Here is a 25,047-nt window from a genome sequence, read left to right on the forward strand (position 1 = left end):
CTCAGAAATTCTGAGGTTTATTGTTTTATAAAATATTTTCTAAATCCTGTCTTCCTCTAGTAATTCTCTCGCCTGATATTCCTGAACCAGATCAATTGCATTAGAAATCACATCACTTAAAGCAGTAATAAAAGTACCTTCTTCTGCCATTCCCATTGCGTGTTTCAGAGCTTCAATTTCTTTAGGAATTGTCTCATAACTTACATCTCGTCCCGAAGACTGCATTCCTTCGATAATCAAACCGTTTATTTCTTCTTCAGTTCTTCCGCGAAGATGTTTTTCATTACGAATGATGATGTGATCAAACATTCTTCCGGCAATCTTTCCGCATAATCTGATGTCTTCATCACGACGGTCTCCAACTCCTGAAATAATACCGATTTTTTTAGTAGATTCTACGTTTTTAAGGTAATCTTCAATCGCTTCATATCCTGCAGGATTGTGTGCAAAATCAATGAGAACTTTAAAGTTTTTAAATTTAAATACATTCAGTCTTCCCGGCGTTAACTGTGCACTTGGAATAAATGTACGCAGCGAATTGGAAATATCTTCAATCCCAAAACCATAAAGATAACAAGCCAAACTTGCGGCTAAAACGTTATCGATCATAAATTTCGCCTTTCCATCCATGGTTATCGGGAAATCTTTTGCTTTTCCGATTCTTATCTTCCAGTCGCCTTTTTTTATCGTCACATAACCTTCTTCATAAACACAGGTTGTACGACCTTCTTTAGCAAATTTCTTAATATATTCGTTGTTTTCGTCTAAACTGAAAATTGCAACATTACTTGGTAAGTCGTTGATGATTCTCATTGAATATTCGTCTTCAGCATTCAAAACGCTCCATCCGTTTTTCTTTACACTGTCAAGAACTACCCTTTTCACTTTGGTCAAATCTTTCAGATTGTGAATATCATTTAAACCTAAATGATCTTCCTTAATATTGGTTAAAACCCCAATATCACATTGCCCGAAACCTAGACCTGAACGAAGAATTCCACCTCGGGCGGTTTCAAGAACGGCAAATTCTACGGTTGGATCTTTCAATATAAATTCAGCAGAAATTGGTCCGGTTGTATCTCCTTTCGTCAACATCGTATTCTGAATGTAAATTCCGTCTGATGTGGTAAATCCTACTCTGTAGCCGTTGCTTTTAACAATATGTGAAATTAATCTTGTTGTGGTTGTTTTACCGTTGGTTCCTGTAACCGCAATAATCGGAATTGTAAAAGGCTTTCCTTGAGGATAGAGCATATCTACAACGGGAGCTGCCACATTTCTTGGAAGACCTTCACTTGGAGCCAGATGCATTCTGAAACCAGGAGCTGCATTTACTTCAATAATTGCTCCACCGCTTTCTTTTAATGGCTGAGTAAGGTTTTCTGCCATAATATCGATTCCGCAGACATCCAGACCAATAATTTTGGAAATCCTTTCGGCCATTGTAATGTTTTCAGGATGCACCATGTCGGTAACATCTATCGAAGTTCCTCCTGTTGAAAGGTTTGCAGTTGATTTCAGATAAACAACTTCTCCTTTTTGAGGAACAGTTTCTAATGTGTACTGAAGTTTATCTAAAAGCTCCAAAGTATCTTTATCAACATTAATTTCTGTCAAAACATTTTCGTGACCATAACCTCTTCTTGGATCCTGATTTTCTTTTTCAATTAACTGTTGAAGATTAAATTCTCCGTCACCTACAACATGAGCAGGAACTCTTCTTGCTGCTGCAACCATTTTATTATTGATGACCAAAACTCTGAAATCGTAACCTGTAATATATTTTTCAACAATTACTTTTTTAGAATATTTTTGCGCATGTTCTAAACCTGTTACCGAAGATACCCAATCATTAACATTAATAGATGAACCCTTACCGTGATTTCCATCTAAAGGTTTAATTACAATCGGATAACCAATTTTCTTGATAACTCGCTGCAGATCTTCCTCATCCACAATTAAGTCTCCCAGCGGGACAGGAATTGCGGCATCATGAAGCATTCTTTTGGTTAATTCTTTATTGCAGGCAATATCTACAGCAATAGAACTCGTATTTCCGGTAATTGTAGCCTGAAATCTTTGTTGATTTACTCCATAGCCTAACTGTACCAAAGAATTACTTCCTAATCTGATCCAGGGAATTTTTCTTGAAACCGCTTCTTCAACAATACTTCCTGTAGAAGGCCCTAATCTTACACGCTCTCTGATTTCTTTCAACTTCTGAATACAGGCATCAATATCATATTCTTTGTTATCAATTAGTGCTATAGCAATTTCCACAGCTTGTTCAGCAGCATAAATTCCCGCATTTTCTTCGATATAATCAAATACAACATTATAAACTCCCGGAGATTTGGTCTCACGAGTTCTTCCAAACCCTGTTTCCATTCCTGCTAAAGTTTGAATTTCAAGGGCAATATGTTCAATCACATGCCCCATCCAGGTTCCTGTTTCTATCCTATGAAAAAAACCGCCTCTTGTACCTTCAGAGCAACGGTGCGAAATGAGCGAAGGAATCAAGAGCTCTATCCGTTCCCGAAAACCTTCAATTTTATTGGTAGGAAAATTCTCTAATTCTTCGAGATCCAAACGCATTTGTATTAACTTCTTTCTTCTTATGCTCCAAATATTCGGACCGCGTAAAGCCTGTATCTTCTCAATTTTCATATGCAGCTACTTATTTTTTTTCATTTTTGTTGAGTGAAATCATAAATTTAACACCTGTAATTTTGTACTGTGAAATTTTAAGATTTTGTAGTTTAGATATTTTAATAAAAACATCTTTCTTATTCAAAGATAATGCAAAACCTTAAAAAAAACCATAGTGCTTTTAAAGATTTATTAAAAAAAAGGAATTTTCGTAAACAATTAGAAATCAAACTAAATACGTTAAAACTGAGTTTAAATTTCCTTAACAATATATTATTTTTTAAATTTGCAGGCTATGAAACCTGTTGGAAAATTAATTATTATTGGCGGAGCTGTAAATAAAGGCAGCTTTTCTGAGACCGATTACGATCAGAATGTTGAAAAAAATCTTAATTTTTTCGAAAGAGGAATTTTAAGAAAAATCATTACTGAATCTAAAAACAAAGAAAATTCAATCATTGAAGTTATCACAACTGCATCACAAATCCCGCAGATTGTAGGTGCCGAATATAAAAAAGCTTTTGAATTTTTAGGAGCTAAAAACGTAAATATTTTAGATATTCATAATCGTGAAGAAGCAAATTCTGATGCTATCGTTGCGAGAGCAAATGCTGCAGATGTCGTAATGTTTACGGGAGGAGATCAATTGAGACTAACATCTATTTTGGGTGGAACAAGATTTCACGATGCTATTTTACTGAAATATCAGGAACAGGATTTTATCTATTCCGGAACTTCCGCAGGAGCTGCTGCTGCCTCTGAAAATATGATCTATCAGGGAAGCAGTTCTGAAGCTTTGCTGAAAGGTGAAATAAAAACCACTCAGGGTTTAGGTTTGATAGATAACGTAATTGTAGATACTCATTTCGTACAAAGAGGTAGAATCGGAAGACTTTTTCAGGCTGTTGTCAATAATCCGAGAACTTTAGGAATTGGTTTGGGTGAAGATACCGGACTTTTCATTCACAATGATGTGATGACTGCTGTAGGATCTGGATTAGTCATTATTGTTGACGGAAGATTTATTAAAGATACCAATTTGACGAATATCAATTTAGGAGAGCCTATTTCCATTGATAATCTTACCGTTCATGTAATGTCAATGAATGATCATTATGATTTAACGACAAGAAAACTGACGATAGAAAATTCTCAGTTTAATCCGATTCCTCAAATATAAAAATAAATTAAAGTGAAGATTTCTTCACTTTTTTTATATATTTAAAATCAAATAATCTTTATGAAAATTATAATCCACGGCGGTTTTTTTTCTGAAAGCGACCAAAGTCACGAAGTGAAAGTTGCCAAACAAAACTCCTTAAAAAACATTGCTGAAAAAGCATATCAATATTTAGAAATACACTCCGCAGTTGACACCGTAGCTTATGCTGTTTCTCTTCTGGAAGATGATGAATTGTTTAATGCAGGAATCGGTTCGCAAATTCAAAGTGACGGAATCATCAGAATGAGTGCTGCTTTGATGGATGGCGAAACTCAGAAAATGAGTGGCGTTATCAATATTCAGGATGTAAAAAACCCGATTTTTGTGGCTAAAGAATTAATGAAAGAAGATGACAGAGTTTTAGGTGGAAACGGAGCTAAAATGTATGCGGATAAAAATGGTTTTGAAAATTTCTCAACAGAAATTCCTCAAAGAAGAAAAGAATATGAAGCTAAGCTTGAAAATGGTGGAAAAGGAACCGTTGGCTGCGTTGCTCTGGACAAAAACGGAAAATTAGCCGTTGCCACTTCTACCGGCGGAAAAGGTTTCGAAATTCCGGGAAGAATTTCTGATTCTGCAACCGTTGCCGGAAATTATGCGAATGAATTTTGTGCTGTAAGTTGCACCGGAGTCGGTGAAGATATTGTCAGCAATGCTACTTCTGCCAAAATTGTGACCAGAGTAACAGACGGAATGAACTTGAAGGAAGCGTTCGAAAAAACTTTTGCAGAATTAAAAATAATCGACGGTTTTGCAGGGGCGATTGCTATTGATAAAAGCGGAAATATTTATCATCAGGATTCTTATCCTACAATGGTTTTTGCCAGTTTTGACGGAAATAATTTTGAAATCTTTAATTAACTTTAACAAATTTTTAGTGTTCTCAAATATTTTTTGGCATAGATTTTACATAATTGTTTATAACAAATTTAATATTATAAACATTTAAAATCAGAAATCATGGGAAATAAGACAAACGGAATTTTAGCTTTATTAGGAATTGGTGCTTTAGCTTATTGGAAGTACAAAAAATCTACCCCCGAAGAGCAACAAGCAGTAAAGGATAAATTCAATTCTGCAAAAAATAATTTGAACAAATGGGGAAATGATTTGAAAGATAAAGCAAATGATGTTGCTTCACAAGCTCAAAGTAAATTCGACGAAGCTAAAGCTAAAGTAGAAGATACTGCTTCTAACATCTAGAAATTCATTTTAACATTTATATACAGAAAAGTCATCATAATGATGACTTTTTTTGTGCTGCAATGGAGTAAACCATTGGGATTTTATTTCCGAATCTTTCCGTTCTCCATTTTCCTTTTTCAAACTCTTCGATATGTTTAAAACAAGGATATGGAGACCAGTCAAATTCTTTAAATTGTTCTATCACCAAATTTTTATTAATTAAATTTTGCATGACTTCCGACAGAGAGTGATTCCACATTATATATTCCTGAACGATTTCTGCCGAAAAATCAGTGTAAGTACCTTCATACGTTTCAGCAATTGGCTTTTCATTAAAATAATTGTAAGCTATATCTTTAAAATCATCATCAAACATCCAAACAACAGGATGAAATTCTGCCATAATAAATTTTCCGTCGGGTTTTAGGAAATGATCAATCACATTCGCCCATTTTTCCAGATCCGGAAGCCAACCGATCGTTCCATAACTTGTAAAAATAACATCAAATTTTTGGTCTAAATTACTGGGCAAATCATATACATCAGAGCAAATAAATTCTGTGTCGGTATTGCATTTTTCAGCCAAATCTTTTGCAGCTTCAATTGCTTTATCCGACAAATCTATTCCTGTAACTTTTGCGCCCATTCTCGAAAGTGAAATAGAATCCTGACCAAAATGACATTGCAAATGAAGAATTGATTTGCCTTTTACATCTCCCAAAAGTTCGAGTTCGATCGAATTTAATGAAGTTCTTCCTTCCAAAAATTCATCAACAAAATAAAAATCTGATTTTAAATGTGGTTCTACTTTCGCATTCCAGGATTTTTTATTGATCTCTAAATAATTTTCCATTGAGTTTTTTTCTTTGATGTAAATATAATTTTTTTTGAAATATAGATTGCTTTACGGGAAACCGTAATGAAAAAAAGTTTTACCAGTGTAGGTTTGCAATACAAAAACAAAGCTTCTGGGTTTGTTTTAACGGGAAAAATAATAACATTTAAATATCAATCATGAGTAAAAATTCTTCTTTAGGAGCATCTGACCTTTTTCTGGGTGTGCTCGCAATTTTATTAATCAGCGTAAGTTTTTACCAAACCTGGCTGGGTCTGGAACAAATTTTCGGAAATGCATCTTTTGTAATTGCATTGGTACTTTCACTCCTCTTGCTTTTTCTTTGCTGGATGTTGCGTGCTGCAAAACTGGAAGGCAAGTCAACGGGAAGTTTAGTAGGTATTTACATTTTTATTGCGTCGTTTTGTTTCATTGCCAACTTTAATGCTTTGTACACCAGATTTATGCGAACAGATATTTACAGCAACGAATTGAGAACATTGAATGAAGATTTCAATAATCTGGAAACCAGCATAGAATCTAAACTGAGTTATAAATATCCAAAAGAAACTGCCCGAAATATTGAAATAAAGAAAAAGCAGTTGATGGCTCAAATTATTGATCCTGCAAATCAGGGAATTGGCTCCAGAGCTCAGTCTTTAATCAGAGATATTGAAAAAATGACGGGTCAAAAGGTTGATTTACTGACACCTGTAGGAAATGATTACGACGATTTAGCACAAAGAATGGGAACTCAGATCGATAATATGGTGATGGATTTGTCTCCGGACGAAAGAAATCTAAAATCCGACATCAACAGTTCTGTCTTGAAATGGAACAAAAAAACTCAGGAATTTCTGGCTTTAAGTAAAAAAGACAAAGATGATTTAGCACAAACCCTTATTGACAATGCAGTAACAGATTACAATAAGATTGGAAGCAGAGCAGCAAATGTTTTAGGCGAAGATAAATTCAAATTTGAAATTCTTAGTTCTAAAACTCACGATGTAGGAAAAATTGGTTATGCTTTTGAGCACGCCATTAAAAACTTCGGGATGTATCAGTTTGTTGTTTTGGCAGGTTGTATTCTACTTGATTTTGTGATCGTGATTATTATTCTCTTGGTAACAAGTGCAGATAATAACAGCAATGGTAGTGTTTTAGGCGGAAGCAGAAAAAAAGGCAGAACATTAATTCCAAATAAATAAAAAATGATAAATAAAGATAAACCTTTCTCATTTGACGATTATGATAATGAGAATATTTTTAAAAAACATGATGATTTTCAGGATCTAAGTCATCAATATGTAGAAAATCCTGCGATATATTCTACACCGGAAATGGATGATGACGAAGGTTTTGTTCCTACTTCAAACGGAAGTACAACTACAGTTCAAAATAAAGACAGCAACTTTGTTTTTTTCTACGGAACTTCAGCATCCGGGAAATCTGTTATTTTATCCGCAATTTTATATTATTTAAACTCTTTTGCAGGTGTTTTAAGACCAAAATTAGGAAGTCCGAATTCTCGTGAAGCCCACGTTTTACTTGCAGATTTTTTTGAAAACATCAAAAAAGGAATTCTTCCCAACAGAACAACAAGAGATCAGGTTACACGATTGGATTTTGTTTTTGATCCTAATAATAAATCTAAAAAAGTTCCACCGATAAGTTTATCATTTTTAGAAACAGCAGGAGAAAATCATAACGAAATTTCTCGTGGAGGAAAATATGTAGACGGAATTGAAGCCTATCTTAATTCTGATATTCCGTTAAATTTCATTATTGTAACAAGCTATGACAGAGCTCATCATGAAGATGCAAAAATTGTTGAGTTTTTAGATTATTTAGAACGAAAAGGAAAGAATCTGAAAAACGTCAATGTGCTTTTAGTCATTTCTAAATGGGATAAATCGGGAAATCTGGGTGTTGATAATGAACAGCACTTAGAAAATTTCATCAGTGAAAGATTAAGCATGACCAATAACAGAATTGACACTTATAATTTGAGCAAAACTTATTTCACGATAGGAAATGTACAAAATCAGGCCGGAATGGAAAAAATCACTTTGCTTAATCTTGATTCGGCTGAAATTATCGCCAAATGGCTATATCATAATATTGTAGGTTATGATTTGGATTATGAGGGAACATTTTGGGAGAAAATAAAATTTAGCCTTTCTAAATAATGAAAAACATCAATGTATTCGGATATGCCACTTTTGGTACGCCCAACGGTTTTACGCAATCCTGCATCCACGGAAATCAAAGTTTGGAAAAAGTTTTGAAAAAATTTGATTTAAAATCAGATGCTATTCAATTACTATCGCCAAATGACCGTATTTACTCAATCCGGAAAGAAAATATACAAAACAACATTATTTTGTCTTATTCTGTTTACACGTTTGCAAAAGAAAAAAACTCAAACAGAAGCGGAACATTTATAGGAACAAGTTTGGTTTTTACGAATGAAATTCCACCTGAAAACTTGATTTTAAGTTCACTTCACGATATTCATATCAATTTAAAAAACAATAATGTAAGCGGAGATAATTTTGTACTGAATATCAATCATTCGAAGGATTTTAATCTACAAGATATCTTTTCTAAAGATTTTGAAAAATTAAAACATCAAACTAATAAGATTCCTTTTCTAGATTGGGAGAATTCCGGACAAAGTTTGGTTATTAAAACAGATAAACTGGATGCTAATTCTATTCAAAATTTATTCAAAAAATCTTTACAGATACTTCCAAAATACGATACCATATATTTTATTGACAGTAAAGAAATAGCAGAATTTGTATCTCAAAAGAAGCTCTTCAGATTAACTGATAAAAACGGATTAGACAGAGAAATTGAAAAACTACAGGATGAAAGAGTTCAAAAAATAGCAGATACAATTGTAAGCTTCAAAAACAAAAAGCAAAAGCACGAAGAAGAAGGAAAAAGGGAATGTGAAATTCTAAAAAAGAAAAACGAACAGAACCAACAAAAACATTCTGAAAACAGTAAAATAATTGAGGAAGCAGACCGAAATCTTACTGTTTTGAATAATCTTTATCAGGTTTTTCTAAAAAAATCTGATGAATTAATTTCAAAATTGAGTTCTGAAAAAGAATTGGGTAACGTTAATCATTCTTACAATCAATTGGAAAAAGAATTTATTCAAGAGAAAAACAAACTAAACTCTACTCGGGAAATTTCTTCTTTTTCTATGAATAGAGCAGTTTCATCAAGACCAGCGAGTCGGTTTATTTATAATGATGAAGAAGAGCCTGAAGAAAAAAAACCGGATATCTTAAAAATTATTTCAGTCGTTTTGAATTCACTTTTAATTGTCGGAGCAATCATTTTTTACACCATGTTTTATGAAAAACCAAAAGAACAAGTTATTATTGAAACTCCCGAAATCCAAGATAATGGAACTCCTGAAGCTGTCAATCCAGATACAATCTCGAATGAACTGGATCCTTTTCCCAATGCTATTGCAGTAAATCAGGAAAACATAGCAGAAATGTTAAAAAAATTCGACAGTACATCCAAAATAAACTATGTTGTTGAAGTTATTTTTGAAAAGAATAAAAGCATTAAGGATGTTTATCAGCTTCAGAAAGGAAATTATACAAAAATACTTTTTGAAAGAAACATCAATGCTTTTAAAATAAATAATTCTGATACTGTTCTGGTAAATAAATATTTGTTAGATAAAATTCCGTCTTACAAAAAACAGGAATCAAATTAAATTTAAAAATTCATTATTTGTCTTACTCTTAGTTTGTAAATATTCTGAGAGTAGGATTTATTAAAATGAAGTTGTTAAATTTGTTCATTTTGAAGAAATTTCATGTTCTCATTGACAAAAATTATAAAAAACAACTTGTTGTGCATTTATGGGAAAATATTAAACAAACTGAAAATCAAAAACTTGTATTTCTTTGATAAGCGAAGCGCCCTTGTTTTACTTTATTTCAGCATAGTTTTTTAGTTTCTTTTGTTTAACCTTGCGTTTATTTTATCGCAAAGGAAAACAAGAATTTAAATCAAAAAGCTTTTTTTTAAAGGTAAACAAAGGCGTTTCACTTACTAAAGTAAAACAAATTTATAAATGCACAACAGGTATAAAATACTTATTTTTAAAATAATGTACAAAACTTTAATTCTCCTATTTTTTCCCCTCCTGCTCTTTTCTCAGACCAGATATAAAGTAATCGGTATAAAAGATGGCGATACTGTTGAACTTCTAATGGATGGGAAACCACAGGTTGTAAGATTATCAAACATCGATTGTCCTGAAAAGAAACAGCCTTTTGGGAATAATGCCAAACAGTTTGTTTCTGATTTATGTTTTGGGAAAATGGTGGAAGTTTCGGGTAACAGTAAAAAAGACAGAAACAAAAGATTGCTTGCAGAAATCATTTTATCTGACGGGAAAAACCTTAATAAGGAACTTGTGAAAAATGGTTTAGCTTGGCATTTTAAAAAATATTCTAAGGATGACAGTTATGATATTTTAGAAAAACATGCACAGAAACTAAAATTGGGTTTATGGAAAGACAAAAATCCAATAGCGCCCTGGGATTGGAGAAAACTACGAAGATCTTCTTCTCTGAAATCTACTAATATAGTATCTTCCAATTCTTCAACAAAATAAAATAGATTTTAAATCTTTATTTATTTCTGTGTTCCCCAATTTTATCTATATCTAAATTTTAATATTAAATATTGCTTAAATAATTAAAAATATTAAATCTATTTCAAAAAACTATGTTAAATTTGTCGCAAACTAAGAGCTAAAAACCTAATTTAACAACAGTATTTCAAATTATTGAATCAAGCAATAATCCACACCTTATCCCTTACTATTTTTATGAATTTTGGTTAATATATTAAATCAAAACTATCATTGTATTTTATTTTTTCATCATTAAAAATACTTTTGTTTAAAACACCAGTATAAGTTGAGATTAGTTTTTACTGAAAATTTATTATTATAAATTATGACCGCAATTTTAGAGAAAAGCCAGGCTATCAATATCTTTGAAGATTATAAAACCAATGATGTAAGTTATATATTTGGAATCAATTGGGGGAAAATAGAAATACAAAAACGTAACTTTTTAGGAATTAAAAAACGAAAAGTAAGTTCAGATATAGACCTTGATTTTACTTGCGTTATGTTTGATTCACAGAAAAAAGCAATCGATTGGATTTACTCGCCAAAATATAACAGTTGGTTGATTCAAAACAACTTTCCTTTAGGAAAATCTCAGTCAAAAGATGGGGCTTTTAAGCATTATGACAAAAGTTCAAACGAAAATTCTGATTATAGAAAACTGATCAAAATAGATCCTACAAAAATAAACGATGATATTTACACTGTTTTCTTTTATTTAAATATTGATGCAAGAAGTGTTAAGCAAACAGATTTTTCTTTAGTTAATTCTATCGAATTTAAAATTAATTGTCCGGAAACTGACAAAACATTTTCTGAATTTAAAATCCAGCCTAATTCTAATAAAAAAAATAAAGGAACTTTAGTTTTAGGTAAACTTTATCGAGAGAACGGAACATGGAAATTTATGGCAATGGATAAAGCGATTGATGAGAAAAAATTCATCCGCTTTACACGAGGTTTTTAATAAAAAATTCCGACTGTTTCGCAGTCGGAATTTTTTGTTTTAATAGATTTTTTATCCTAAAAATTCTTCTAAAGAAACGGTTTTCTGCTCTCCTGCTTCTAGGTTTTTGAATGTTACCGTTCCGTTTTTAAGTTCTTCATCGCCTAAGAAAACCAGATTTTTAATTCCTTTCTTTTCTGCATAAGTAAACTGTTTACCAATTTTTGCATTTTCAGGATACAATTCAGCAGAAATTCCTTTTTCTCTTAATTTGATAATTAATTTTAATGATTCTACATTTTCTTCACCTCCGAAATTAGCGAAGAGGTATTCAACGTTTGAAGTAGCATCTTCAGGGAAAAGGTTTAATTCTTCCATTACCAAATAAATTCTGTCGAGACCAAAAGAAATACCAATTCCGGGGATATTTTTCACCCCAAAAACTTCTGTAAGATTATCATATCTTCCGCCACCACCGATAGAACCCATTTGTGCTTCGTCAGCTTTCACTTCGAAAATTGCTCCGGTGTAATAATCTAATCCACGAGCCAACGTAATATCAAAAACTAAATTCTGAATATCAATACCAAGATTTAAAGATTGCGTGATAACATATTCTAATTCTTCAACTCCTTTCAGACCGATTTCATTTCCGGCAAATTTTTCTTTTAATTGAAGAAGATTTTCCAACGCATCGTCCGATTGAGTGAAAAGGAAATCTAATTTATCAATAGAATCCTGAGAAATTTGTCTTTCTAAAAGTTCCATAACTACTCCATCTTTTCCGATTTTATCTAATTTGTCTAAGGCCACTGTAAAATCAATCAATTTATCGGTAATTCCTGCATATTCTGCTAAACCTGAAAGGATTTTTCTGTTGTTAATATGAATCGTCACTGAAACTTTTAGCTCAGCAAAAGATTTTAAATACAATTGTACCAAATCAACTTCCTGCAAAAGACTTTCGCTTCCTACGACATCGGCATCACATTGATAAAACTCTCTGTATCTCCCTTTTTGCGGACGATCTGCTCTCCAAACCGGCTGAATCTGATACCGTTTGTAGGGAAAAGTAAGTTTCCCGTGATTCATAGCAACAAATCTTGCAAAAGGTACAGTTAAATCGTAACGAAGAGCTTTTTCAGAAATTTCATTAGTTAATCTTTTAGCTTCAAGCAAATCACTTTCTAAATAAGGTTCAATAAAACTTCTAAAAAAGTTTTGTCTCTCTAAAACATATTCTGCTTTAGTATTGTCTTTATTACTTATTAAAATTTCAAAATTTTCTTCAAAATACTTTTTTAATAACTTATAGTAAAAATCATTTGTGAAAATTTGTAAACCTTTTTCTAATAGTTGCTTGTATTCATGGAAATGATTAGAGTTAAATCCTACTTCATTTAGTCCATCATAAATATGATTAAAATTAGTTGTCAGAATTGATAATTCTTTTAATTCTAATCGCAAATCCTTTAGATAATCTCCAGAATTTAAAATCTTAAAAATCAAACGGTCACCTTCTTCTCCATATTTTCCGGTTAATGTTGAAAGATTTTCAAAACTTGGCGTTTCCAAAGGCTGAAAGCCAAACAGTTCAAAATTTTTCTGCAATATATTGATGATGTATTTTCTTCTTGAAACTTCCAGCGATGTAAAATCTCTCGTTCCTTTTGCTAAGCTTGGCTTCATAATTTATGAGTAATGAATAATCTGTAATGAGTAATTGCTTGCAAAAATAAGGAATTGAAAGGACTTTTTAAATCAATAAAAAGCTGGAGACGATAATTTCCCCAGCTTCAATTAATCACTTGTGTTTGGTGTTCAATCATCTTTCTATACACTTTCTAAAATTTCAAGAATTTCTTCGCCATAATTTTCAATTTTATGTTTCCCGAAACCTTTGATATCTAAAAGCTCTTCTTTTTTAATGGGTTTATATTTCGCAACAGAGATCAGTTCTTTGTTGCTCGCAATAAAATACGTCGGAAGATTCTGTTCTTTTGCCTTTTCGGAACGCCATAGTTTTAAGGCATCTAAAATTTTAATCTCGTCGTGATTTAAAGTTTCATCTTCTGCCGAATATTTTACGGCTTTAGAATCTTTTACAATCGTTTTATTAATGTTAGATTCTATATCATTGAAATACAGTACAACCGACCAAAACTGTTCGTCATGAATAAATGCTGTTTCGGTCTTAATAATCTCATGAGTTTCAAGAAAATTATCGATTGTTTTTTGGTCTTCACGCAGAAATTCATCTGCAATTCTGATTTTTAAAACTTTTATTTTCATCATTTGTGATTTTAAAGTTTAACAATTACTTATTCGACTACCTGTTTTTAATACTAAAATTATTTAACGCAAAGAAGCGCAAAGATTTTTTTTTAACTACTAACTGTTTTTAAGTTCGCAAAACCGTAAACTTAGCAAAGAACACAAAGTTTCAAGCAAAAAAAATATAGATTAATAAACAGATATTTAATTTTATTTACCGCCTAAAAGCAGAAGTTCATCTACTCTTATTTCAGTAATATATCTTTTCACGCCTTCTTTATCGTCGTATGACCTGTACGTTATTTTCCCTTCAATGGCGATCTCTTTTCCTTTTGGAACGTACTTCTGAAAAATCTCAGCTGTTTTTCCAAAAGCAACCAAACTGTGCCATTGTGTTTCTTCCACTTTCTCGCCTTTTGCATTGGTATAATGGTCGTTTGTAGCCAATGATACGGAAACTTTCATTCCTCCGTTTTCGAAGTTTACTGTTTCAACTTCTTTTCCTGTGAAACCGATTAAGGTTAATTTGTTTCTTAGTGACATAACTTTGTATTTTTAAAATTAATATTCAGATAAGAGACGTTCACTTGTTTTCTCAAATCTCTGTTGCAAAGATTCGTAAGATTGAAAACTTTAGTCGGTTGTAAACTGTTTAAATTCGTTTGTAGTCGTTTGAAAACGGATATATTTTTTCAAAATGAACTGTAGTTTATTTATTTAAAATTTAATCTTACATTTGATTGATAAGTGAATTACTAACTTATTAACCAAAATTAAATTATTAAAAACTTTTCAAAAACCTGTAATAGAATATCACACTTGGTTGTCTTAATCTTAAAGACAAGAATGAAAAGCATCTTTTTCCAGATTTTATTTTTCACCTCCATATTTACTTTTGCGCAAAGCGAATTAAAAATCACCGGCATAATTCTCAGCCAAAACGATTCAAAAATCAGTCAATCAATTGATGTTTATTTATTTGACAACGAAAGTCATTTAATTTTCAGTTGTAACTATCTAACTCCCTCCTAAAATTAGAATGCTGCGTCGCCGTAAAATAATCACAGAAAACCTGATAAACTGCAGAATCAGCATAACTGGCTTTGATTCCTAACTGAAAATAAATTTCCAGAATCTGATGCGACAAACTTTCAACCAAATTCAGAGCATAATCGTGAATTTCAGACTGTTTTTCAGAAATAATCAACTTAGAATCATGTAGTAAAGATTCAACTTCATCTGCAAATTCAATGACCTTTTCCATCGCTTCTTCTACTCTTCTATTGAAAAAATCAAAGTTAAGATGAGGTCGAATTTTCATGGCTTCTTCAATAAAATGCGAAGCCATCCCAAGATAATTAACCAGCAAAGTCAAATCTGCGAAAATCCTGAACGGAATTTTATCTAAGACATCATTTGTAAAAAAATTATCATAAATAAAGCTGTAATCTTCAGTAACTTTTACATTATCTACTTTAAAAGAATAGGTTCCGGTTGCTTTCATTCCCATCGATTTCCAGTTTGGAATAATTTCAACCTGATTTTTAGAAATCACAAATGAACGAATTATTTCAGAACCAGATCCGTCCAACAAAGGATTTCCGTTTTCTGTTAATTGAGCGTTTAAAGTAAAGTGGCTTAAATGTGGTGCTCCGGTTGCAAAATGCCAAAGTCCGTTGATCAGAAAAGTTCCATCGGTTTGTTGTTGTGCTGTTCCGCCAATCATTCCGCTTCCTCCGAAACAGGTTTTAGAATCGGAGAAAAGCTCTTTCGCAATTTCAGGTTTTAAATTTCTTGAGAAAAAATTAGCTCCCGAACACAAAGTCAACATCCAACCTAGACTTCCGTCAATCTTTGACCAATCGAAAAGTATTTTTAAACCTTGATTTAAACGCAAACCTAATCCGCCATAAACTTTTGGAACCCAAATCTGAAGCAGTCTTTCCTGATGAATCTGATTGATAATTTCAGACGGAACATCAGAAACGCCGTGCATTTTTTCTCTTAATTCTTGAAATGAAAACATTATAAAATCTTATTTGAAGGTTCTTTGATCATAATTATTCTCTCTCATGATTGTTTTTTATCTCTCGCTAATTAAGCAGATTTTGCAGATAAAAGAATCTGCATTATTTGCTAAATCTGCGTGAGTAAAAATTTATTAAACAACAGCTACATCTTTAGATTTAATGATTTTTCGCCATTCCAGATAACCGGAAATAGCAACGATGAATAAGAAAGCCGTCAAAACTGCATACAGATAAAGCCCTTTGTGAATCAACAGAGGAATTGCAATAATGTTGCTTATATTCAGTAAAACCCAATTTTCGATTTTTCTTCGTGCCATCAACCACATTCCGGCCCAAGCAAAAGCACTGACTAAAGAATCCAGAATCGCAACATCAGAATCGGTAAACTGCGTGAGAAAAAACCAGAACAAAATAAAAGTTCCTGCTACAATTCCTGCAGTAATCCATTTTTCCTGAGTGGTAGTTTCAGAAATAACTGTTTCCGAGTGCCTTTTACCAAATTTCCAGTAAAGCCATCCGTAAATGCTCATGACGAGATAGTAAAGATTTAAGGTAAATTCCGCATACAATTTAGCGAAAAACATCACGTAAAGCGAAAGTGAAATTCCGGCGATCCCGAAAAGATAATTGTTTGAATTGTTTTTTCTGGCTAATAAAACCTGAACAACTGAAAAGCAGACACCCAACCATTCCTGCCATGTTGTCTGTTGTAAAATTTCCTGCATCAAATTAACTTATATAAATTAAATGATGAGATGATATATCATAAAAATCCCTACGTCGGCATTATCCGAATCAGGTGTGGAAAAATTTCCCGGGTATCATCTCAGCCGCTATTGCAGCACCCCATTGATGGCGCAAATGTGAGACTTTTTTTTGGAAAATGAAAATTTTTCGTTTTTAAAACGAAAAAGACATTTCTATAAATTAAAAAAATTAGCAGTTTGTTTGTCATGCTGAAAGCAACTCAACATCATTGCATAGAATTGTTCAGAAAATATATAATTATTCTTAAACGCAATGAGCGCAAAGATTTTTTAATGTTTGAGAATATTTTCCGTTCGCAAGGGCGTTTCACTCAGCTATGAACGCAATTCCCTTTGCTTAACGAAGTGCCTTTGCGAACGGAAAATGTTTTCAATTTACATCAATTTTCTTTGCGACCATAGCGTTAGAATTAATTTCCTATCAACAATCTTATTCCCGACTGAAATTTATCCGTTTGCAAACGGATATTTCGTATCTTTAAATTTCAAATAAATTTATTGTGAAAAAGACTTTTAAAAGAACGCTACGAGTATCAAAATACGTAATTTACAAAGAGACCTTGGTTGATTACAAAGAACATTTCTGGTCTTTCCTGGGTGCTTTTTTCGGAATTGGATTGATTGCGTTTTTACAGTCACAATTTTTATTTAAACAGGAAAATATATTTTTAATCGGTTCTTTTGGTGCATCATGTGTATTAATCTACGGAGCCATTCAGAGTCCGCTTGCACAACCTAGAAATTTAATTGGCGGGCATGTAATTTCAGCAATAATCGGAGTGACTGTTTTTAAAATTGTTCCGGATATTATCTGGATTTCTGCACCATTAGCAGTCGGTTTATCGATTGTCTTTATGCAAGCTACTAAAACACTTCATCCACCGGGAGGAGCAACCGCATTAATTGCAGTAAGCTCAACTGGAAAAATACCTGAGTTAGGATATTGGTACGTTCTTTCTCCTGTTTTATCGGGCTGTCTTATATTACTTTTAGTCGCTTTGGTTTTTAATAATATGACGAAAAACAGAAGTTATCCCAATCACAGCAGATTTATTAAACGGCTAAAGAAAAAACAAGAACACAAACTGAAAAAATAATTATTATGGAATGTATTGAATGTGGCGAAAAAATTATCGGAAGATCTGATAAAAAATTCTGTAACGATGCCTGCAGAAACGCTTTTAACAATAAACAAAACAAAGACTCCAGTAATCTGATGCGGAATGTAAACAATAAACTCCGAAAAAATTACCGCATTCTGAGTGAGATTAATATTGACGGAAAAACAAAAATCGCCAAGTCGAAATTAGATGGCTTAGGTTTTGATTTTAAATATTTTACAAATATAAAAGTTTACAAAAATGGGTCGGAATATAAATTTGTTTATGATCAAGGCTACAAACTTTTAGAAGAAGATTTTATTTTAATTGTTAAAAACTAATTTTGTAAAATGAAAGAAACTGTCTTAATTACCGGCGCAAGCGGAGCCATTGCAAGAGTGCTTTCAAAAAAACTGAACAACGAATATTCTATACGATTTTTAACAAGGAAAAAAGAAGCCGATAACGAATTTGAATGGGATCTGGAAAACCACATTATTGATGAAAATGCTTTTGAAAACGTAAGTCACATTATTCATCTTGCCGGAGCCAATATTTCTGAAAAACGCTGGACAGAAGACCGAAAAAAAGAATTGATTTCCAGCCGTGTAGATTCTGCAAAATTGATTTTAAACTCATTAAAAAAGAAAAATTTAAGACTAAAATCTTTTATTTCAGCTTCGGGAATTAATTATTACGGAACAAAGACAACCGATAAAATTTTCACGGAAAATGATGCTTCAGGAAATGACTTTCTGAGCGAAGTTGTTCTGGTTTGGGAGAAAGCAGCCGATGAATTTAAGATTGAAAATATTGCTGAAAGAATCGTAAAAATACGAACCGCCGTTGTTCTTTCGAAAACTGAAGGTGCTTTGGAAAAAATGATGACTCCGATACAATTCGGGATTGGTTCACCACTTGGAAGCGGAAAACAATATATGCCATGGATTCATATTGATGATATCTGTTCTATTTATGAATTTGCTTTAAAAAATCCTGAACTTGAAGGTGTCTTTAATGCAACAGCTCCACAACATACAACCAATGAAAATATAACCAAACTTATTGCCAAGGTTTTAAAAAAGCCTTTATTCATGCCGAATATTCCTACGTTTATTTTAAAGCTTATCTTTGGAGAATTGGCAGATGCTTTATTGGAAGGCTCAAGAGCTTCTTCGGAGAAAATTCAGAAAGCGGGTTTTCAGTTTAAATTTCCTGATTTGAAAATGGCTTTGGAGAATTTGCTTAAAAATAAATCTTAATAAAATATCTCGCTGATTATACAGATATAGCTGATTTTTAATCTGCTTAATTTGCAAAATCTGCGAGAAAAAACAAAAATTAATAGAACTACATAATGCAAGAGACGAATGTAAGCATCGAGAAAACAGAAATTTTATCTGATAACTGGTATACTTTGAAGAAAGTAACTTTTAACATTAAAAAACCAAACGGAGAGACAGAAACCCAAAGCAGAGAAGCTTATGACAGAGGAAACGGAGCTGTTATACTCCTTTATAATACCAATTACCAGAAAGTTATTTTAACCAGACAATTCCGGCTTCCAACCTATATTAACGGAAACAGGGATGGAATGCTGATCGAAGCTTGTGCCGGTTTATTAGATGACAATAATCCTGAAGACTGCATCCGAAAAGAAACGGAAGAAGAAACCGGATATAAAATTTCTAAAGTCGAAAAGATTTTTGAAGCTTATATGTCGCCCGGTTCGGTAACGGAAATTCTGTATTTTTTCATCGCCGAATATTCTGATGACATGAAAATCAATGATGGTGGCGGATTGGAAGAAGAAGGCGAAAACATCGAAGTTTTAGAATTAAATTTCACCGAAACGCTTTCTATGATTGACAGCGGAGAAATAAAAGATGCAAAAACCATTATGCTTCTACAACATCTCCGTCTTAAAAATATTTTGTAATTCTGCACTTTCAAACCTAAATTCAACATTATGAAACTTTTATTCTCTATCAGTCTATCATTGCTGATTTCATCAAGTTTCTTTGCTCAAAAAAATGAAAAACTGAGTACAAAAGATAACGCTATCATTGAGCATTTTAAAAATGATTATAAAAAGAAAAATTATAAAAAATTTGCAGGGAAAATCAATGTAAAAGAGAATCTTGCAGAGTTTGATAATAAAACGGTTTATTACGATAAATCTGATAAAATTACCGCAACAATTCTAAAAGAAGGTTTGATTTACCCTCAGCTTTTAACCGATTTTCAGATGCAGAAATTTCTGGATGAGACAACGGATAAAACCCAGAAGCGCTTTCTCAAAATGCAGAAAGATCCCAAAGCTTCTTTCGATGTGAATAATATTAAGTTGACTAATCCGGTTGAACTGACTTTTTTTAATACTAATCTTAAAACGAAAAGATTTAAAATTACAGCAAACAATATAAGATTAAACTCTACGACAACTTATCTTTTTGAATTGATGAATGATAAAGGAGCGAAAGATATTTCTTTGGAAGAGTTTATTAGAGGGGCGAAACTGACTTATATTGATAATGAGTAACGAAAAAATTTCTATTCAATAATAAAATAGTAATGAATGTCCGTTTTTAATCATAATACGAAAAATCTACAGTCTTTTTGTCTTTCCGAAGGAATCTAAATCATTTTATTTCAACGTGATGAGATTCTTTAAGAATGACAAAAATGGAGCTAAAAATTAAATTATTACAAATTACGGACAAGGATAAGGATAAGGATAAGGATAAGGATAAAAATAATTATGTCTACAGAAGAATTCGTAAAAAATTTCTATTTACAGAAACAAAATCTTCTTAATTTAAGTTTTGATATTGATTCTCAGAATCGAAGTGTTGTTTCATCTAAGATTAAAGATTTAAATTTAAATGAGATTGAAACTGAAAAATTAAAAAAAATATTTTCGCATCTTTTAAATGATACATTTTATACTATCCTGCTCGGTCTGGATGGGTCGGCAAGTATTGGAAATTCACAAGAATCTTTTAAAATTTATGATGAAGAAAACAATTTAATTTCTGAAAGTGGAGATTTGGAAGGTTACGCTTACGAATATTTTCACGAAAATAAATTGGAAACTAAAAATTCAAAATGTGATTTTATAGCTGAAATTCATTTAAAAAAAGAAATTGAAGGCGGAAGAAAAAATTATGTTATGAGTGATTACAGATGTCAATTAATGTTCAATTTCGATAATTACCAAACTTCTGCTCGTCAAATTTTTATTGGAGCAAATTACGTTTTTCCTGGGGATAATGTAAACGCAGAAATTGATATTCTATCTAAAGAGTACTTTCGAGGAAAATTAAAAGTAGGTATGAATTTTAAATTACTTGAAGTATTACAGATAATTGGTACTGGAAAAATTATAAAAATTGTTAACGAAGAACTAATCAGTAATTAAATTAGCATTAATAATCTTCGTCAAAATTTAATTTTAATGATCTCTTTTTTATTTCAAACAAATTAATAGTCAAAACATTACAACTTTCTCAATTAAAAACCTTAATTTTGCACCCCGAAATAAGGATTATCCGTTATGAAAAAAATAGGCGATTACAGAAAACTTCTTGAGGTGGACAATACTGCTACTTTGAAAGATTTAAAAACGATTTACAGAAATGTTATGAAAGATACACATCCTGATAAATTTGTGAACGATGAGGAAGGGAAACTTGAAGCAGAAGAGAAAAGTAAATCTGTGATTGAAGCCTATCATTTTTTGGTAAGCATCAACCCCGAAACACAGGAAAAATACAAAGAAGAATACACGGAGACCATTACTACATCAATCATTACAGATTTTTATTTGGAGAAATCTATTCTGAAAGTTCAGCATCTGAACGGAAAAATGTTTGAGTACATCGGTGTTCCAAGAAATACATACATCAAAATGGTCAATGCAGATTCTGCAAGCCGTTTTGCAAGAAGACATATCTACGGAAATTTCATCTACAGAAAGTCGGGTGAAGTGATGGCAGATTAATTCTCCAAATACAAGATAAGCAAAGGCTTTCAGTTCATTCTGAAAGCCTTTTTTATTGGATGCAGTTTATTCTTGAAATTGATGACTTCGAGAGCCTCAGTCACCAATTTTAAGAATACAAAAAAGCGTATCATTTCTGATACGCTTTCTCGGTTAATTAAAGGTTGTTATATTAGTCTACGTGTTTCGGTGTGTAACCGTCTTCACTTAGTTCTTTATGTTCGTAATCAGCTTTCATTTCAGCATCATAATCTGGTTTTTCATTTTTACCCATTCTTTTCAAAATTGAATCGAAGAGTGAGTACACCACGGGTACGATGATCAGCGTCAGGAATAATGATGATGTCAAACCACCGATAATTACCCAAGCCAACCCATTATTCATCTCTGCTCCTGCTCCTTTTGCAATCGCAATCGGAATCATCCCGAAAATCATCGCAATCGTTGTCATCAAAATCGGACGAAGACGAGCATGATTTGCCTGAATCAAAGCATCATGAGTATTTGCGCCGGCTGCTTTTCTCATATTGGCAAAGTCGACAATCATAATCGCATTCTTTGCTACCAAACCAATCAACATAATCATCCCCAACATGGTAAAGATATTTAATGAATTTCCTGTGATTGCAAGAATTACCATTACCCCGATCAATGCCAATGGAATTGAAAATAATACCACGAAAGGATAAACAAAGGAGTCATATAAAGAAACCATTACCAGATAAACCAATACTATAGCTGCCAATAAAGCAATTCCTAATGTACCGAAACCTTCAGTCTGATTTTCCATGTCACCACTCCAGATGTAGCTTACTCCGGCAGGTTTTGTTTTTTCATTGTCCATAAATTGCGCTGCCCATTCATTAGCAACATCACCTACAGGACGACCTACAACTTTAGATTTTACTTTTACAGAAGGTGCTTTATCTCTACGTTCCAATAAACTTGGTCCAGAACCCATTTTCACATCTGCAAATTGGCTCAGTCTGATCTGTTCGCCTTGAGGATTAGTAAACATTAAGTTTCTAACGTCATCAATCGATTGTCTGTTGGCATCTCCAAAACGGATGTTGATATCATATTCATATTCTCCGGCTCTGAATTTTCCATCTGTATTTCCACTAAATGCAGTCTGCATCGTTTGTCCTACACTTGAAAGATTTAAACCTAAAGAAGACATTTTATCTCTGTCAATATTTACCTGAACTTCCGGGCTTCCGGAGTCGGTTGATAATTCAGCATCTACAGAACCAGGAACTTTTTTAAGCAATTCAAGAATTCTGTTTGCTTCTTTGTTTGCCGTTGCATTATCCTGAGCGGTTACAACCAATTCGATGGGTGCATTGTCTGCTCCCATTAAACCGATTGGCGCTGTTTTAAACTCAACTCCAGTGAATTTCTCTTCTAAAGCTCTCTTGATTTTAGCAGATTTTATGTCTGTGCTTTCGTTACGTTCAGATTTATCAACTAAAATTACCTGGATTTCCGATTGGTATAAAGTTGCCTGAGCTCCACCAAAACCTGAAGATTGCTGACCAACTGTTGTAATCATATCTACGACATCTTTGTCTGCTCTCAAATATTTTTCAACTGCTAAAGTAATCTGATTTGTTTTTTCCACAGATGCATCTTTTGGTAATTCCATCTGAACAAGGAATTGACCTCTGTCCATTTTAGGGAAGAATTCACCACCGATAAATCCGAATGCTACCAACATGAAAGAAGAAATCAAAATAATAAAAGTTACTATCACCGTCATTACTCTTCTTAAAGTAGTTTTTAAAGCCCACTCCAGAATTCCTGTTATCCAGTGTGTAAATTTATCCAACTGCTTTTCAAACCAAAGGATGAATTTCTCAAAAGGATTTTTTCCTGTTAAATGCACCAGTTTTCCGAATCTTGAAGATAACCATGGAATAATAGTAAATGAAGCCAATAATGAGAACATTGTTGCAATAACTACGGTGACGCAGAACTGCGCTAAGATGTCGGCTACCAAACCTGAACTCATTGCAATCGGTAAGAATACCACCACGATTACCAAAGTAATTGCTGTTACAGTAAACCCGATTTCTGAAGCACCATCGTAGGCTGCACGAATTCTGCTTTTTCCCATTTCCATGTGACGGTAAACGTTCTCCAGAACCACAATCGCATCATCCACCAGAATACCAACTACCAATGAAAGGCCTAATAAACTCATCAAGTTTAGTGTGTATCCCATTAAATACATCCCGATAACAGTTGCAATCAAAGACATCGGGATCGAAACCATTACAATAAATGCATTCCTGATGTTGTGAAGGAACAACAACATCACCACAGCCACCAAAATAATTGCCAAAAATAAATCGAAAATTACGTGATCTGCTGCTTCAAGTGTAAAATCTGTTGTATCATCTACAATATTGATTTTTATTGCCTGAGTTTTATAATTATTCTGAACATCGCCAATCGTTTTTTTAACCAGCTCCGAAACCGATACAGCGTTTGCATCAGACTGTTTTTTAACCTGAAGTAAAATCGTTGAATTCTGATTGTATCTTGCTACTTTCTCAATATCTTTTTGAGTATCGAAAACCGTCGCAATATCTGATAAACGAACCTGCGCTCCACTTTTATTTGAAACCACAAGACTGTTCATCTCAGCAATATCTCTGTATTTTCCGGAAAGTCTGATGGTAGAACGTGATGTTCTGGTTTTCAAAGCTCCAGTCGGGAAATCTAAGTTGGAAGAAAGAATTGCCTGCTGTACATCTGCAATCGACAGACCGTAACCCTGTAATTTCTTTTCATCTAAATTTACCTGAATCTCTCTTTCCTGTCCTCCTACAAGATCAACCTGGGCAACGCCGTTTACACGGGAAAAGATGGGTTCTATTTTCTTATCTAAAAGGTCGTACAGATCTTTATTATTCAGTTTGTCACTTGAAATACTCAACGTCATGATCGGTAGATCATCTAAAGAGAATTTCTGTAATGAAGGCGGGTCTGCATCGTCCGGAAGGTCTGCCAAAATAGCATTTACCTTTCTCTGAGCATCATTCAACGCATAATTTACATCGGCTCCCGTATTCAGCTGAACCATGATCACCGATAAACTTTCGTAAGAAGAAGATTCTACTTTTTTTACATTTTCCAGAGAACCTACCGCGTCTTCAATCTTTCGGGTTACTGATGTTTCCACCTCAGCAGGTGAAGCTCCCGGATAAACCGTAGAAATGGTTACCATATTGGTTTCAAACTTCGGAATCAATTCGTACCCCATCATGGAGTAGCTTAATAAACCTCCCAACGTCAAAATCGTAAAAAGTACGATGACAAGGGATGGTCTTTTAATGGATATTTCTGCTAACTTCAT

At 33.0% G+C, this 25,047-nt stretch carries 23 protein-coding genes and 1 riboswitch; of the genes, 15 read left to right on the forward strand and 8 right to left on the reverse strand.

The window, feature by feature from the left end; all coding sequences use genetic code 11:
* Positions 1–39: 39 nt before the first annotated feature.
* The gene (cphA, locus tag ACOOWA_RS07690; RefSeq protein WP_421374332.1) at positions 40–2,667 is read right to left on the reverse strand and encodes a cyanophycin synthetase; all 2,628 of its coding nucleotides are present in this window, start codon (positions 2,665–2,667) and stop codon (positions 40–42) included.
* Positions 2,668–2,944: 277 nt separating this feature from the next.
* On the opposite strand from cphA, the gene ACOOWA_RS07695 reads away from it, so the two are divergent.
* The 3 genes from ACOOWA_RS07695 to ACOOWA_RS07705 all read left to right on the forward strand — a co-directional run bounded on the left by ACOOWA_RS07695 (position 2,945) and on the right by ACOOWA_RS07705 (position 5,074).
* Positions 2,945–3,829, forward strand: coding sequence for a cyanophycinase (locus ACOOWA_RS07695; RefSeq protein ID WP_421374333.1), 885 nt, complete (start codon positions 2,945–2,947; stop codon positions 3,827–3,829).
* Between the two features lie 60 nt (positions 3,830–3,889).
* Complete coding sequence (locus ACOOWA_RS07700; RefSeq protein ID WP_421374334.1) at positions 3,890–4,732, forward strand: isoaspartyl peptidase/L-asparaginase; 843 nt, start codon at positions 3,890–3,892, stop codon at positions 4,730–4,732.
* 99 nt (positions 4,733–4,831) lie between these two features.
* Complete coding sequence (locus ACOOWA_RS07705; protein ID WP_421374336.1) at positions 4,832–5,074, forward strand: YtxH domain-containing protein; 243 nt, start codon at positions 4,832–4,834, stop codon at positions 5,072–5,074.
* Between the two features lie 34 nt (positions 5,075–5,108).
* Here the strand turns inward: ACOOWA_RS07705 and ACOOWA_RS07710 are convergent, their stop codons facing one another.
* On the reverse strand, positions 5,109–5,909 hold the full coding sequence (locus ACOOWA_RS07710; protein WP_421374338.1) for a class I SAM-dependent methyltransferase: 801 nt from the start codon (positions 5,907–5,909) through the stop codon (positions 5,109–5,111).
* A gap of 161 nt (positions 5,910–6,070) precedes the next feature.
* On the opposite strand from ACOOWA_RS07710, the gene ACOOWA_RS07715 reads away from it, so the two are divergent.
* The 5 genes from ACOOWA_RS07715 (at position 6,071) to ACOOWA_RS07735 (ending at position 11,533) form a co-directional block, all read left to right on the forward strand.
* Positions 6,071–7,099, forward strand: coding sequence for a hypothetical protein (locus ACOOWA_RS07715; RefSeq protein WP_421374339.1), 1,029 nt, complete (start codon positions 6,071–6,073; stop codon positions 7,097–7,099).
* Positions 7,100–7,102: 3 nt separating this feature from the next.
* The gene (locus ACOOWA_RS07720; RefSeq protein WP_421374341.1) at positions 7,103–8,080 is read left to right on the forward strand and encodes a hypothetical protein; all 978 of its coding nucleotides are present in this window, start codon (positions 7,103–7,105) and stop codon (positions 8,078–8,080) included.
* Positions 8,080–9,636 carry a hypothetical protein gene (locus ACOOWA_RS07725; RefSeq protein ID WP_421374342.1) on the forward strand — a complete coding sequence of 519 codons (1,557 nt, stop codon included), beginning with the start codon at positions 8,080–8,082 and terminating at the stop codon, positions 9,634–9,636. The genes ACOOWA_RS07720 and ACOOWA_RS07725 overlap by 1 nt, the downstream gene beginning before the upstream one ends.
* 399 nt (positions 9,637–10,035) lie before the next feature.
* On the forward strand, positions 10,036–10,545 hold the full coding sequence (locus tag ACOOWA_RS07730; protein ID WP_421374343.1) for a thermonuclease family protein: 510 nt from the start codon (positions 10,036–10,038) through the stop codon (positions 10,543–10,545).
* A gap of 346 nt (positions 10,546–10,891) precedes the next feature.
* On the forward strand, positions 10,892–11,533 hold the full coding sequence (locus ACOOWA_RS07735) for a TerD family protein (RefSeq protein ID WP_421374345.1): 642 nt from the start codon (positions 10,892–10,894) through the stop codon (positions 11,531–11,533).
* Positions 11,534–11,584: 51 nt separating this feature from the next.
* On the opposite strand, the gene hisS is transcribed toward ACOOWA_RS07735, so the two are convergent.
* From hisS to pnuC, 5 genes are all read right to left on the reverse strand, one after another.
* Positions 11,585–13,201, reverse strand: coding sequence for a histidine--tRNA ligase (gene hisS, locus ACOOWA_RS07740; protein WP_421374346.1), 1,617 nt, complete (start codon positions 13,199–13,201; stop codon positions 11,585–11,587).
* A gap of 144 nt (positions 13,202–13,345) precedes the next feature.
* Positions 13,346–13,807 carry an HRDC domain-containing protein gene (locus tag ACOOWA_RS07745; protein WP_421374347.1) on the reverse strand — a complete coding sequence of 154 codons (462 nt, stop codon included), beginning with the start codon at positions 13,805–13,807 and terminating at the stop codon, positions 13,346–13,348.
* 189 nt (positions 13,808–13,996) lie between these two features.
* Positions 13,997–14,329 (reverse strand): single-stranded DNA-binding protein, encoded by a 333-nt coding sequence (locus tag ACOOWA_RS07750; protein WP_421374348.1) that lies wholly within the window; start codon positions 14,327–14,329, stop codon positions 13,997–13,999.
* Positions 14,330–14,789: 460 nt separating this feature from the next.
* Positions 14,790–15,812 (reverse strand): hypothetical protein, encoded by a 1,023-nt coding sequence (locus ACOOWA_RS07755; protein WP_421374349.1) that lies wholly within the window; start codon positions 15,810–15,812, stop codon positions 14,790–14,792.
* Positions 15,813–15,947: 135 nt separating this feature from the next.
* Positions 15,948–16,544 carry a nicotinamide riboside transporter PnuC gene (gene pnuC, locus ACOOWA_RS07760; RefSeq protein ID WP_421374350.1) on the reverse strand — a complete coding sequence of 199 codons (597 nt, stop codon included), beginning with the start codon at positions 16,542–16,544 and terminating at the stop codon, positions 15,948–15,950.
* Between the two features lie 27 nt (positions 16,545–16,571).
* Positions 16,572–16,675, reverse strand: a riboswitch (TPP riboswitch).
* Positions 16,676–17,083: 408 nt separating this feature from the next.
* Here pnuC and ACOOWA_RS07765 point away from each other — a divergent pair.
* The 7 genes from ACOOWA_RS07765 to ACOOWA_RS07795 all read left to right on the forward strand — a co-directional run bounded on the left by ACOOWA_RS07765 (position 17,084) and on the right by ACOOWA_RS07795 (position 21,686).
* Entirely contained in the window at positions 17,084–17,680 is a 597-nt protein-coding gene (locus ACOOWA_RS07765; protein WP_421374352.1) for an HPP family protein, read from the forward strand.
* A 5-nt stretch (positions 17,681–17,685) separates the two neighbouring features.
* Positions 17,686–18,024, forward strand: coding sequence for a hypothetical protein (locus tag ACOOWA_RS07770; RefSeq protein WP_267264660.1), 339 nt, complete (start codon positions 17,686–17,688; stop codon positions 18,022–18,024).
* A 9-nt stretch (positions 18,025–18,033) separates the two neighbouring features.
* Positions 18,034–18,945: a TIGR01777 family oxidoreductase gene (locus tag ACOOWA_RS07775; RefSeq protein ID WP_421374354.1), complete on the forward strand. Its 912-nt coding sequence runs from the start codon at positions 18,034–18,036 to the stop codon at positions 18,943–18,945.
* Positions 18,946–19,040: 95 nt separating this feature from the next.
* Positions 19,041–19,622 (forward strand): GDP-mannose pyrophosphatase NudK, encoded by a 582-nt coding sequence (gene nudK / locus ACOOWA_RS07780; RefSeq protein ID WP_421374355.1) that lies wholly within the window; start codon positions 19,041–19,043, stop codon positions 19,620–19,622.
* Positions 19,623–19,652: 30 nt separating this feature from the next.
* Positions 19,653–20,225: a hypothetical protein gene (locus ACOOWA_RS07785; protein WP_421374356.1), complete on the forward strand. Its 573-nt coding sequence runs from the start codon at positions 19,653–19,655 to the stop codon at positions 20,223–20,225.
* 219 nt (positions 20,226–20,444) lie between these two features.
* Positions 20,445–21,104 carry a hypothetical protein gene (locus ACOOWA_RS07790; protein WP_421374357.1) on the forward strand — a complete coding sequence of 220 codons (660 nt, stop codon included), beginning with the start codon at positions 20,445–20,447 and terminating at the stop codon, positions 21,102–21,104.
* 135 nt (positions 21,105–21,239) lie between these two features.
* Positions 21,240–21,686, forward strand: a complete 447-nt coding sequence (locus ACOOWA_RS07795) for a KTSC domain-containing protein (protein WP_421374358.1) — start codon at positions 21,240–21,242, stop codon at positions 21,684–21,686.
* A 172-nt stretch (positions 21,687–21,858) separates the two neighbouring features.
* Here ACOOWA_RS07795 and ACOOWA_RS07800 read toward each other — a convergent pair whose 3' ends face one another.
* Positions 21,859–25,047 (reverse strand): efflux RND transporter permease subunit, encoded by a 3,189-nt coding sequence (locus ACOOWA_RS07800; RefSeq protein WP_421374359.1) that lies wholly within the window; start codon positions 25,045–25,047, stop codon positions 21,859–21,861.

Source organism: Chryseobacterium sp. GP-SGM7 (assembly GCF_049166575.1).
In the GTDB taxonomy this organism is placed as follows: Bacteria; Bacteroidota; Bacteroidia; order Flavobacteriales; family Weeksellaceae; genus Chryseobacterium.

Excerpts from the sequence above, each read along its gene's own strand:
- ACOOWA_RS07775 (WP_421374354.1), top strand. The coding sequence starts at position 18,034 with ATGAAAGAAACTGTCTTAATTACCGGCGCAAGCGGAGCCATTGCAAGA.
- ACOOWA_RS07750 (WP_421374348.1), bottom strand. The coding sequence starts at position 14,329 with ATGTCACTAAGAAACAAATTAACCTTAATCGGTTTCACAGGAAAAGAA.
- ACOOWA_RS07755 (WP_421374349.1), bottom strand. The coding sequence starts at position 15,812 with ATGTTTTCATTTCAAGAATTAAGAGAAAAAATGCACGGCGTTTCTGAT.
- ACOOWA_RS07695 (WP_421374333.1), top strand. The coding sequence starts at position 2,945 with ATGAAACCTGTTGGAAAATTAATTATTATTGGCGGAGCTGTAAATAAA.
- ACOOWA_RS07735 (WP_421374345.1), top strand. The coding sequence starts at position 10,892 with ATGACCGCAATTTTAGAGAAAAGCCAGGCTATCAATATCTTTGAAGAT.
- ACOOWA_RS07715 (WP_421374339.1), top strand. The coding sequence starts at position 6,071 with ATGAGTAAAAATTCTTCTTTAGGAGCATCTGACCTTTTTCTGGGTGTG.
- ACOOWA_RS07705 (WP_421374336.1), top strand. The coding sequence starts at position 4,832 with ATGGGAAATAAGACAAACGGAATTTTAGCTTTATTAGGAATTGGTGCT.
- ACOOWA_RS07710 (WP_421374338.1), bottom strand. The coding sequence starts at position 5,909 with ATGGAAAATTATTTAGAGATCAATAAAAAATCCTGGAATGCGAAAGTA.
- ACOOWA_RS07790 (WP_421374357.1), top strand. The coding sequence starts at position 20,445 with ATGTCTACAGAAGAATTCGTAAAAAATTTCTATTTACAGAAACAAAAT.
- cphA (WP_421374332.1), bottom strand. The coding sequence starts at position 2,667 with ATGAAAATTGAGAAGATACAGGCTTTACGCGGTCCGAATATTTGGAGC.
- ACOOWA_RS07700 (WP_421374334.1), top strand. The coding sequence starts at position 3,890 with ATGAAAATTATAATCCACGGCGGTTTTTTTTCTGAAAGCGACCAAAGT.
- ACOOWA_RS07785 (WP_421374356.1), top strand. The coding sequence starts at position 19,653 with ATGAAACTTTTATTCTCTATCAGTCTATCATTGCTGATTTCATCAAGT.
- ACOOWA_RS07725 (WP_421374342.1), top strand. The coding sequence starts at position 8,080 with ATGAAAAACATCAATGTATTCGGATATGCCACTTTTGGTACGCCCAAC.
- ACOOWA_RS07730 (WP_421374343.1), top strand. The coding sequence starts at position 10,036 with ATGTACAAAACTTTAATTCTCCTATTTTTTCCCCTCCTGCTCTTTTCT.
- ACOOWA_RS07770 (WP_267264660.1), top strand. The coding sequence starts at position 17,686 with ATGGAATGTATTGAATGTGGCGAAAAAATTATCGGAAGATCTGATAAA.
- ACOOWA_RS07800 (WP_421374359.1), bottom strand. The coding sequence starts at position 25,047 with ATGAAGTTAGCAGAAATATCCATTAAAAGACCATCCCTTGTCATCGTA.
- ACOOWA_RS07745 (WP_421374347.1), bottom strand. The coding sequence starts at position 13,807 with ATGATGAAAATAAAAGTTTTAAAAATCAGAATTGCAGATGAATTTCTG.
- ACOOWA_RS07720 (WP_421374341.1), top strand. The coding sequence starts at position 7,103 with ATGATAAATAAAGATAAACCTTTCTCATTTGACGATTATGATAATGAG.
- hisS (WP_421374346.1), bottom strand. The coding sequence starts at position 13,201 with ATGAAGCCAAGCTTAGCAAAAGGAACGAGAGATTTTACATCGCTGGAA.
- nudK (WP_421374355.1), top strand. The coding sequence starts at position 19,041 with ATGCAAGAGACGAATGTAAGCATCGAGAAAACAGAAATTTTATCTGAT.
- ACOOWA_RS07795 (WP_421374358.1), top strand. The coding sequence starts at position 21,240 with ATGAAAAAAATAGGCGATTACAGAAAACTTCTTGAGGTGGACAATACT.